This window comes from Pseudomonas caricapapayae (assembly GCF_001400735.1).
Taxonomy (GTDB): domain Bacteria; phylum Pseudomonadota; class Gammaproteobacteria; order Pseudomonadales; family Pseudomonadaceae; genus Aquipseudomonas; species Aquipseudomonas caricapapayae.
Window position 1 is genome coordinate 1 of record NZ_LJPW01000119.1, and the last position, 10,277, is coordinate 10,277.

Annotated in this window: 10 protein-coding genes; 2 read left to right on the forward strand and 8 right to left on the reverse strand. The window is 58.8% G+C overall.

Going from position 1 to position 10,277, the window contains the following annotated elements; all coding sequences use genetic code 11:
- Positions 1 to 163: 163 nt before the first annotated feature.
- The 5 genes from ALO80_RS16400 to ALO80_RS16420 all read right to left on the reverse strand — a co-directional run bounded on the left by ALO80_RS16400 (position 164) and on the right by ALO80_RS16420 (position 3,966).
- Complete coding sequence (locus tag ALO80_RS16400; protein WP_055009749.1) at positions 164 to 979, reverse strand: OmpA family protein; 816 nt, start codon at positions 977 to 979, stop codon at positions 164 to 166.
- Entirely contained in the window at positions 976 to 1,329 is a 354-nt protein-coding gene (locus tag ALO80_RS16405; RefSeq protein WP_055005806.1) for a DUF4398 domain-containing protein, read from the reverse strand. The genes ALO80_RS16400 and ALO80_RS16405 overlap by 4 nt, the downstream gene beginning before the upstream one ends.
- 10 nt (positions 1,330 to 1,339) lie before the next feature.
- Complete coding sequence (locus ALO80_RS16410) at positions 1,340 to 2,167, reverse strand: substrate-binding periplasmic protein (RefSeq protein WP_055009750.1); 828 nt, start codon at positions 2,165 to 2,167, stop codon at positions 1,340 to 1,342.
- Between the two features lie 119 nt (positions 2,168 to 2,286).
- Positions 2,287 to 3,216, reverse strand: coding sequence for an electron transfer flavoprotein subunit alpha/FixB family protein (locus ALO80_RS16415; RefSeq protein WP_054985772.1), 930 nt, complete (start codon positions 3,214 to 3,216; stop codon positions 2,287 to 2,289).
- On the reverse strand, positions 3,217 to 3,966 hold the full coding sequence (locus ALO80_RS16420; RefSeq protein ID WP_054985771.1) for an electron transfer flavoprotein subunit beta/FixA family protein: 750 nt from the start codon (positions 3,964 to 3,966) through the stop codon (positions 3,217 to 3,219).
- A 518-nt stretch (positions 3,967 to 4,484) separates the two neighbouring features.
- On the opposite strand from ALO80_RS16420, the gene ALO80_RS16425 reads away from it, so the two are divergent.
- Positions 4,485 to 6,140, forward strand: a complete 1,656-nt coding sequence (locus tag ALO80_RS16425) for an electron transfer flavoprotein-ubiquinone oxidoreductase (RefSeq protein WP_055009751.1) — start codon at positions 4,485 to 4,487, stop codon at positions 6,138 to 6,140.
- Between the two features lie 47 nt (positions 6,141 to 6,187).
- Here ALO80_RS16425 and ALO80_RS16430 read toward each other — a convergent pair whose 3' ends face one another.
- Positions 6,188 to 7,081, reverse strand: a complete 894-nt coding sequence (locus ALO80_RS16430) for an AraC family transcriptional regulator (protein WP_054985769.1) — start codon at positions 7,079 to 7,081, stop codon at positions 6,188 to 6,190.
- Between the two features lie 179 nt (positions 7,082 to 7,260).
- Here ALO80_RS16430 and ALO80_RS16435 point away from each other — a divergent pair, with 179 nt between their 5' ends.
- Positions 7,261 to 8,313, forward strand: a complete 1,053-nt coding sequence (locus ALO80_RS16435; RefSeq protein ID WP_054985768.1) for an NAD(P)-dependent alcohol dehydrogenase — start codon at positions 7,261 to 7,263, stop codon at positions 8,311 to 8,313.
- Positions 8,314 to 8,325: 12 nt separating this feature from the next.
- Here the strand turns inward: ALO80_RS16435 and ALO80_RS16440 are convergent, their stop codons facing one another.
- The gene (locus ALO80_RS16440; protein ID WP_055009752.1) at positions 8,326 to 9,135 is read right to left on the reverse strand and encodes an IclR family transcriptional regulator; all 810 of its coding nucleotides are present in this window, start codon (positions 9,133 to 9,135) and stop codon (positions 8,326 to 8,328) included.
- 81 nt (positions 9,136 to 9,216) lie between these two features.
- On the reverse strand, positions 9,217 to 10,277 hold a 1,061-nt coding region (locus tag ALO80_RS16445; protein WP_055009753.1), incomplete at its 5' end, for an MFS transporter.

Here is a 10,277-nt window from a genome sequence, read left to right on the forward strand (position 1 = left end):
TAACCGGCACAGTCTTGAAGTGTACGGGAACAGTTTACGTTCAAGCCAGCGATCGACGTCGCTGCGCGAAAATAAACGCGGCCAAAAACGCCATATGCAAAGCGTTTAAAGCCAAAAAAGCCCGAGACCATTTCTGGCATCGGGCTTTTTGGCGTGTTTTGTATCAGCGAGCTGCGCCTAATTGACCTTTTTCATCAGAAAAGACGATCTCGACCCGCCTGTTCTGCGCGCGCCCTCGCTCGGAGGCATTGGCATCCACCGGAAACTGCTGACCATAGCCTTCGACCTGGATGCGTTTTTCATCGATACCCAAGTCCATCAGCACGTCTGCAACGGCTTGCGCGCGGTCTTTGGAAAGCTTCAGATTCTCCTGACGATCACCCGTGCTGTCGGTATACCCCTCGATCCTGACCACTCGGCGCGGATTGATCTGCAAGAACTGGACAACCTTGAGAATGGTGCGACTGGCCGAGCTCTTCAGTTCGGCATGCCCGGCATCGAACAGCACGTCCCCCAGCGTCATGACCAGCCCGCGATCGGTCTCGGTGGTTGCCAGACTGAGAATCTGGTCTTCCAGCCAGCGCCCCTGCTGCTGGGCACTAGCCAGCTTGGCTTCACGCAGTGCCAGTTGCAGACGCTGCCGCTCCATGTCCATTTTTGCCAGGCGCTCCTGGCTGAGCATCAGGTTGCTGTGCTCACGGGCGATCTCGCTGTAGCGACTGCTGAGGTAGGCGTAATGACTGACGTCAGCACCACTTCCCAGATAGCTGGACAGACGCTCGGCACGGGCCAGGGACTCACCCGCGCGAATCACATCCTTGGGCGCGCTGCGCAGCACATCGGTATCTTCCTTGACCTTCTGGAAATCGGCACTGGCCTGCTGCAAGGCTTGTCCACTGTCCTGATGACCGGCGCAGCCGTAGAGACTTGCCGAACCCAGCAACAGGCAGACACTCAAAACACGGGGCATGCGATTCATTGCGCCTCCCCCAACTGCTTGCGCAGCCTGTTGAGACGGGTATTCAACTGATTGACCTGCTCCTGGCTCTTGAGAGTAAGCACTCGCGCTTCTGCCAGTCGGGCGTCAAGCTCGGCCTGCTCGGCCTTCATGCGCGCATCCTTGTAAGCGTGGGTTGCCATGGAGGCACGGGCTTCGGCAAATCCGGCCTGAGCAACTTCCATTTCGGGCTGGTCATCACCCGCGCCAACGGCTTTGGCCTGTTCCAGCGCCTGCTCGGTCAGCTTGAACTGCTCGGTCGGTACCGGGTCGCTGGCGCAGCCGGCCAGCGTGGCGATTGCCATGACGGCAATTGAAAAACGAATACTCACAAAAACATCCCTACTTGTTGGGTTCGCTGGCGCTGGCAGGTTGCAACAGTTGGGCTTTCCACAACTCCAGGTTGTGTCTGATGACTTCGCCCGCGAGGCCGGAGGCGGCCGATTCTGTCATCTTTTTCGCCAGCTGTCCGCGTAACCATGGCTCGTTGCAGGCCGAGTTGAACGACAAGGCCAGGAAAAAACCTGGCATATCGACCGGCAACGGCTGCGCAATCAGGTCAGAAGAAAGGCCCAGTGTCTGCATCATGACCATCCCGGCGTAACGACCGGCAAGCACATAATCCACCTCGCCCAATGCCAGCTTCTGGAAGGCTGGCGTCAGTCCCGACAGACGCTCCAGGGTCAGGTGCTGCCTGGCCACGGATTCGAATGCAGGCGTCAATCGGGTTTTTTCCGACATGGCACCGGGGTGGCCCTGCAGCTCGCTGACCGCATTGAACGGCACGCTGTGGCCGTGGCGCGTCCAGACCATGATCTCGTTCTGCACAATCGGCGGGTGGATGTAGTCCAGCGCTTCGAGTTGCGCGGCAGTGAACGGCGCGTCAGCCAGCAGGTCCATGCGTCCGGTGCGCACCTCTTCAAGTGCCTGACTGCGTTTTCCGCCGTACAGGAACTCGACCTTGATGCCCAGCTCGCCCGCCGCCTGAGTCAGCAGATCGGCATTTGCACCCATCAGGTGACGCGGGTCCTGAGGATCACGCCATAGATAAGGCGGCGCGTCCGGACTGCCGGTCACTATCAGACGCTCGCACTTGCCGGCAGCGGCTGCCAGCGTCGGCAGCATGACCAGCCCGAGAAAAAGCGAAGACAGCAGCCGGGAATGCACCATGAAAAGTCCTTTTGCTACGCAATAAAAAACCCGCTCGATCCGGGCAGGCGCACCGCGAGCAAACGCTGGTGCGCAACCCCCGAATGGAGCGGGTTCTCTTTATAGTGCAAGCGCGTGGGTTAAACCAGCTTCTCCAGCTCCGGAATGGCTTCGAACAAATCAGCCACCAGACCGTAGTCGGCCACCTGGAAGATCGGCGCTTCTTCATCCTTGTTGATCGCAACGATCACTTTGGAATCCTTCATACCGGCCAGATGCTGGATGGCACCGGAAATACCGACCGCGATGTACAACTGAGGCGCAACGATCTTGCCGGTTTGACCAACCTGCATGTCGTTGGGCACAAAGCCGGCATCGACCGCAGCGCGGGAAGCCCCCACTGCAGCACCGAGCTTGTCGGCCAGCGTGTAGAGGTGCTTGAAGTTGTCGCCATTCTGCATGCCGCGACCGCCGGATACGACGATCTTGGCCGCAGTCAGCTCTGGACGGTCGGATTTGGCCAGTTCTTCGCCAACGAAGCTGGACTTGCCCGCATCATGAGCAGACGACACCGCTTCAACGACTGCCGAGCCGCCCTCGGCAGCCACAGGATCAAAGCCAGTGGCGCGAACGGTGATGACCTTGACCGCAGCAGTGGACTGCACGGTGGCGATGGCGTTACCGGCGTAGATAGGACGAGTGAACGTATCGGCGGAGATCACCGAAACGATCTCGGAGATCTGATCGACATCCAGTTGCGCAGCGACACGAGGCAGGATGTTCTTGCCATTGGAGGTGGCCGCGGCCAGAACGTGGCTACGCCCCGCAGCCAGTTCTACAACCAGCGGCGCAACGTTTTCAGGCAATTGGTGTGCATAGGCTGCGTTGTCGGCCACCAGCACTTTCGTCACACCCGCAATTCTGGCGGCAGCTTCAGCAACAGCAGTTACGCCGGAACCGGCAACCAGCAGATGAATCTCACCGCCGATCTTCTGCGCGGCAGCAAGGGTGTTGAGCGTAGCCGGGGCTACGGTCGCATTGTCGTGTTCAGCGATAACCAGGATCGTCATTTAGATTACCTTCGCTTCGTTTTTCAGTTTCTCGACCAGTTCAGCCACCGATTTAACCTTGATGCCCGCACTGCGTGCAGCCGGTGCTTCAACCTTGACAGTCTTGTTGGTCGAGGCCGTGGAAACGCCCAGCGCATCCGGGGTAAGCACTTCGAGAGGCTTCTTCTTGGCCTTCATGATATTGGGCAGCGAAGCGTAGCGTGGCTCGTTCAGACGCAGGTCAGTGGTCACGATGGCCGGCAGGCTCAGGGAAACGGTCTGCAGGCCGCCATCGATTTCACGGGTCACGGCCACTTTGTCACCGGTCACTTCAACCTTCGAAGCGAACGTGCCTTGCGGATAACCGCTCAGTGCAGCCAGCATCTGGCCGGTCTGGTTGTTATCGCTGTCGATCGCCTGTTTGCCCAGGATCACCAGTTGTGGCTGTTCTTTGTCGACCACAGCCTTGAGCAGCTTGGCCACGGCCAGAGAGGTCAGCTCTTCAGCGGACTCGACCAGCACGGCGCGATCTGCACCCAGCGCCAGAGCGGTTCGCAGTTGCTCCTGAGCGGTCGCCGGCCCGATGGTGACGACCACGATTTCCGTTGCCACGCCCTTCTCTTTGAGACGAACCGCCTCTTCAACGGCGATTTCGCAGAACGGGTTCATGGACATTTTGACGTTGGCAAGATCGACGCCGGAGTTGTCCGCCTTTACGCGAACCTTGACGTTGTAGTCGACCACTCGTTTGACAGCTACAAGAACCTTCATGGATTCCTCACTCTCCGGTGAAAAGAAGTCGCCCGGCACACCGGGCGATCGATATGTGTCCTCAACAAGCAATCGTAATTCGTGCAGGCCATCCGCATGGCTTAAAAAGCCATATAAAAGCCGGGTGTCACCCGTCAAGCAGCGGCAGGGTGTGTAAAATGCGCCGTGCGACGTTGACCTGTTGCCTGCACCGCGTCCGCCTGATGCCTTTTGAGAGACTCACTGCACTGCAGGAGTCTCGTTTCAGCCTACGGCAAACGCAAAACCGCCCGTATATTGACCGCAACGCCTTTTCCGGTCAATACGCCAAATCGGCCAGTTCCAGGTCGGGTGTCTTTGATTTATCTGGCCTGCGGCCAATTCAAACAAACGTTTGTATTGGACCCGTGCAGTGGTGTAGATATAATGCGTGCCATTAAAAGACGGGCAGTGTCCAACACTTCCATACGTCGGCCTGCAGCGACTCATAAAGCAGTGCCCATAAAAATACCGTGAGCCTTGAAAGTAGGAGATAGCCTGTGGAACGCGAATACATGGAATTCGACGTCGTCATCGTCGGAGCCGGCCCTTCCGGGCTTTCTGCCGCTTGCCGCCTTAAACAGAAGGCCGCCGAAGCCGGGCAGGAAATCAGCGTCTGCGTGGTAGAAAAAGGCTCCGAAGTCGGTGCACACATCTTGTCCGGTGCCGTTTTCGAGCCCCGTGCCCTGAACGAGCTGTTCCCGAACTGGCAGGAACTGGGCGCTCCGCTCAACACTCCGGTCAAACGCGACGACATCTATGTACTGCGCGACGCCGAAAAAGCCCGGAAGATTCCCGATTTTTTCGTCCCCAAGACCATGCACAACCATGGCAACTACATCATCTCCCTGGGCAACCTGTGCCGCTGGCTGGCTCAGCAGGCTGAAAACCTCGGTGTGGAAATTTACCCGGGCTTTGCCGCTCAGGAAGCACTGTTCGACGAAGACGGCGTGGTACGTGGCATCGTCACCGGCGACCTGGGTGTCGACCGCGAAGGCAATCCCAAGGAAGGCCTGTATACCCCCGGCATGGAACTGCGCGCCAGGTACACGCTGTTCGCCGAAGGCTGCCGCGGTCACATCGGCAAGCAATTGCTCAAGCGCTTCAACCTCGACAACGAGGCCGATGTGCAGCATTACGCCATCGGCCTGAAGGAAATCTGGGAAGTCGACCCGGCAAAACATGAACAGGGCCTGGTGGTTCACACCGCAGGCTGGCCTCTGGACGACGCCAATCCTGGCGGCTCTTTCTTGTACCACCTGGAGAACAATCAGGTGGTCGTCGGCCTGATCGTCGACCTTTCCTACAGCAACCCTTACCTGTCGCCGTTCGACGAATTCCAGCGCTACAAGCATCATCCGGTCGTCAAGCAGTATCTTGAGGGCGGCAAACGCATCAGTTACGGTGCCCGTGCGATTGCCAAGGGCGGCCTGAACTCCCTGCCGAAGATGGTTTTCCCCGGCGGCGCGCTGATCGGTTGCGACCTGGGCACCCTGAACTTCGCCAAGATCAAAGGCAGCCACACGGCAATGAAATCCGGCATGCTGGCTGCCGAGTCAGTGGCGGACGCCCTGTTTGCCGGAAAGGAAGGCGGCGACGTGCTGACCTCTTACGTCGATGCCTTCAAGGCCAGCTGGCTGCACGAAGAGCTGTTCGCCAGCCGCAATTTCGGCGTGGCGATCCACAAATACGGTGCGATCAAGAGTGGCGCCTTCAACTTCATCGACCAGAACATCTTCGGTGGCAAACTGCCGTTCACGCTGCACGACACCACGCCGGACTACGCCTGCCTCAAGCTGGCAGCGGACTCGAAAAAGATCGACTATCCGAAACCCGACGGCAAGCTAAGCTTCGACAAACTAAGCTCGGTGTTCCTCTCCAGCACCAACCATGAAGAAGAGCAGCCTTGCCACCTCAAGCTGACCGATCCGAGCATCCCGATCAGCAAGAACCTGCCGCTTTACGATGAACCGGCTCAGCGTTACTGCCCGGCTGGCGTGTATGAAGTCATTACCAAAGAGGATGGCGAAAAACGTTTCCAGATCAACGCGCAGAACTGCGTTCACTGCAAGACCTGCGATATCAAGGATCCGTCGCAAAACATCACCTGGGTTGCACCGGAAGGCGCTGGCGGGCCGACCTACCCTAATATGTAACGGGTGACCCGGCTGCAAGTTACACGCTTCTGGCTTGTAGCTTGCGTCTACCCTCTGCAGCTCTCTTCACCCGGATTGCGCTCAAAATAGCGTTTGTACTCCCTACTGAATTGCGACGCGCTCTGGTAGCCAACCCTGAGCGCGACTTGCGACACATTCAGGCCGTCAGCCACCAGCAGTTGCTGGGCCTTGAGCAGCCGCAGCCGTTTAAGGTACTGCACCGGCGACAACAGGGTGCTGCGTTTGAAATGCTCGTGAAAGGTGGACGTGCTCATGTTCGCGCAGCTGGCCAGAGTGTCGACGTTCAGCGGATGATCATAGTGCTCGTGCAGATAGGTCACCGCCGAGGCGATTCGCGCGAACTGCCCCTGCTGCTCCACCAGCGCACGCAATACTCCCGATTGCGGCCCGCGCAGAGCGCTGTACAACACCTCGCGAATCCGTGATTGTCCCATCGCCTGACATTCCTGCGGATCATGCAGACATCGCAGCAGACGCTCGACGCTGTCACGCATTGCCGTGTCGATACGTACCGAAGTCATGGACTCGGGAGTCTGCGCCTGGCTTTGCTGCACGCTGGCTGGCCCCATTGCCTGCACCAGCTCACCCAGCACGACCCTGTCGATGGCCACCGACACGCCGTAAAGCGGCCTGTCCGGAGCGGCGAAGGTTTCGCACTTGAATGGCACAGAAAGCGCTTGAATCAGGTAATGCCCGGTACCGTACTCAAATGTACGCGGCCCCAGGCAGGCGACCTTGCTGCCCTGTACCACAATCATCAGGCTTGGCTCGTAAATCTGCGGGCTGCTGGCGACATAGCCAAACGCGGAAAGCACGCGAACCTCAGGCAAATGCGTCGCCACGAAGCCGGGATGCACCGCCAGCGGCTGGATCAAGGAGACAAGTGTGGCATTGCCATCAAGAACAACAGGTAAGGTCATGGGAGCAGCCTGGCAGAGAAACAGACAGCGACATCATCGCAGATTTGCGCTTCAGAGCCGACTCCGAAATGTCAGGCCGGAGTAATAGGCATGAAACACGTAGGATTCAACATAGCCAGGAAGCGCCTGCATCAGGACAATGGATCGCCTCTATTCCGTAACGCCTTGCGAGGTCAAACATGTACACAGCTATCGGTTACGCCGCACAGTCAGCTACCGCTCCCCTCGCCCCGATGACCTTCGAACGTCGCGCTCCGCGTGCTGACGACGTTGCCATCGAAATCCTCTACTGCGGTGTCTGCCATTCCGACATCCACCAGGCACGCAATGAATGGGGCATCGCCGTCTACCCGTTGATGCCCGGCCACGAGATTGTAGGTCGTGTCACCGCTACCGGCACCAACGCGACCAAGTACAAGATCGGCGACCTGGTTGGCGTTGGCTGCATGGTCGATTCGTGCCGCGAATGTTCGGCATGTAAATCGGATCTGGAACAGTATTGCCTGGAAGGCCCGACCATGACTTACGCCACGCCGGATCGCGTGGACGGCAGCAACACCATGGGTGGCTACTCCAACAGCATCGTGGTCGCCGAGCATTTTGTCGTACGCGTTCCAGAGAAACTCGACCCGGCTGCAGCTGCACCGATCCTGTGTGCAGGCATCACGACTTATTCGCCGCTCAAGCATTACGGCGTGAAAGCTGGCGATAAAGTCGGCATTCTGGGCATGGGTGGCCTGGGCCATATGGGCATCAAATTCGCCAAGGCAATGGGTGCCGAAGTGACTTTGTTCACCCGCTCCGCTGCCAAGGCGCAGGAAGCACGCCGTCAGGGTGCCGATCATGTGATCGTGTCCACCGACGCCGAACAGATGAAGGCCGCCGCCGGACATTTCGATTTCCTGCTCGACACCATCCCGGTCCAGCATGACCTGAACCCCTACCTGGAAACACTGCGCTTTGACGGCGTGCATATTCTGGTGGGCCTGATCGAGCCGGTCGAGCCGCCAGTCCATGCCGCCCACCTGGTGATGAGCCGCCGCGTGCTGGCCGGTTCGTTGATCGGTGGTATCGCGGAAACTCAGGAAGTACTGGATTTCTGTGCCGAAAACGACATCACTTGCGACATCGAAATGCTCGATATCCGCAACATCAACGAAGCCTACGAGCGCATGCTGGCCGGTGACGTGAAATACCGTTTCGTGATCGACATGGCCACCCTGAAAGCCTGATCCTGCTCTGGATCAGCCGCCCAGATCGGCCGACAGTTGCGCTGCGATCTCCTTGATCAGCGGAACCAGCTCGGCCATCTTCTCCAGCGGCATGTAAGGCACGGTACTGGCAACACTGATGCCGGCAACAATCTGTTTGCTGGCATCCCGTACCGGCGCTGCGACACAACGGATCGACGGCTCGTTGTCCTCCAGATCGAACGCATAACCACCCTGTACGTATTCCTCCCTTCGCGCTCGCAACTGTTCCCAGGTTTGCTGTTCATGGGCAGGCCATAGCGGATTTCTGCCTGCGCCCGGCTGGCTGACTTCATAAAGCCGCTGCCACTCTGTCAGCGAACTGTCCAGCAGCAACGCCTTGCCGATACCGGTACGCACCAGCGGCATACGGTGGCCAACCCGCGAACGCATTTCCGGACCATTGCGACCAGGGTTCTTGTGCAGATAAAGCACGTCGTCCCCCTCGCGCACTGCCAGATGCACCGTATCGCCTGTCAGCTCTGACAAGCGATCCAGATACGGTCGGGCGAGAATTGCCAACGGCACCTCTTCACGCGCCTGAAACCCCAGCTCGATCAATTTCGGCCCGAGCAGATAGCCTACTTGAGGCACAACCCGCAGGTAACGCTCCTCAACCAGACAGCTGGCCAGACGGTGCGTGGTACTGCGCGTGGTGCCGATCAGCCGGGCGATTTCCTTCAGGTCCCGTGCGCCACCGGCTACCGCCTGCACCACGCCCAGCCCGCGCAGCAGGGTCTGGGTACCGGTCGGCGCCGGTTCTTTGCCGGTGGTTTTTTCAGGAAGGGTCGAATCGTTGTGCATGACAGGCCATGTTCAAGTAAGAAGGTTCGGATCGAAACGAGCCGGCGGCATTATCGCCGCCAGGGTCCGGACACGTCGACATCACAGTTCGATACGTTCCACTTTGCCTACCAGCAGGATGTACGAAAGCGCGCCCAGCAATGCCAGCACCGAAATGTAAGTGATGGCAGGTGCGAACGAGTCACCCGAGGCCAGAAAACCGATAACGATCGGCGTGGCGATGGCAGCCAGGTTGCCGATGAAGTTGAACGTGCCACCGGTCAGGCCCAGCAGGCGTGCCGGGGCCAGGGTCGACACCAGCGACCAGGTGATCGACGCCAGGCCATTACCGAAGAACGCCAGCGCCAGAAAGGTAATCACCAGCGGTGTGGAGTCAACGAAGTTGGCACCGATGATCGAGGTCGAAATCAGCAACCCGGCAATGATCGGCAGCTTGCGCGCAAAGCCTACGGTATGCCCGCGACGGATCAGCCAGTCGGAGAAGAAACCCGAACACAGCACGCCGACAAACGCCGCAAGAAACGGCAACGATGCCAGCAGCCCGGACTTGATGAAGTCCATCCCCCGGTATTTCACCAGATAGGTGGGGAACCAGGTCAGGAAGAACCAAAGCGTGGAGTTCAGACAGAACTGCCCCAGGTAGATGCCCCACAGCTTGCGCTTGCTCAACACAATACCGAGGTCCAGCCAACTGAAACCCCGCTTCTGTTTTTCCACATCCAGCTGGATGTCTACCAGGCCGCCGCCCTCTTTGATCAGGTCGATTTCTTGCTGGTTGACGCCTTTGAAGTCACGCGGTTCACGATAGACCGTGTACCAGATCAATGCCCATAACACGCCGACACCGCCTGTGACGACAAACACCATGTGCCAGCCATAGTGCGCCTGCAACCAGGCCAGCACAGGCGTCAGAAACGCCAGCCCGACGAATTGCCCCGAGGTATAGACGCCAATGGCAGTGGCCCGCTCGCGCTCGGGAAACCAAGTGGTCACGACACGGCTGTTGATCGGATAGGCAGGCGCTTCCAGCGCACCGACCGCCATGCGCAGTACGAACAGCGCGATAAAGCTGGCAGCGAAACCCAGCATGATCGTTGCGACTGACCACAGCAGCAGCGCCACGGTGTAAAGGATACGTGGCG

Coding starts and splice junctions, on each gene's coding strand:
- ALO80_RS16400 (WP_055009749.1), bottom strand. CDS start 979: ATGAATCGCATGCCCCGTGTTTTGAGTGTCTGCCTGTTGCTGGGTTCG.
- ALO80_RS16410 (WP_055009750.1), bottom strand. CDS start 2,167: ATGGTGCATTCCCGGCTGCTGTCTTCGCTTTTTCTCGGGCTGGTCATG.
- ALO80_RS16415 (WP_054985772.1), bottom strand. CDS start 3,216: ATGACGATCCTGGTTATCGCTGAACACGACAATGCGACCGTAGCCCCG.
- ALO80_RS16420 (WP_054985771.1), bottom strand. CDS start 3,966: ATGAAGGTTCTTGTAGCTGTCAAACGAGTGGTCGACTACAACGTCAAG.
- ALO80_RS16430 (WP_054985769.1), bottom strand. CDS start 7,081: ATGACCTTACCTGTTGTTCTTGATGGCAATGCCACACTTGTCTCCTTG.
- ALO80_RS16435 (WP_054985768.1), top strand. CDS start 7,261: ATGTACACAGCTATCGGTTACGCCGCACAGTCAGCTACCGCTCCCCTC.
- ALO80_RS16440 (WP_055009752.1), bottom strand. CDS start 9,135: ATGCACAACGATTCGACCCTTCCTGAAAAAACCACCGGCAAAGAACCG.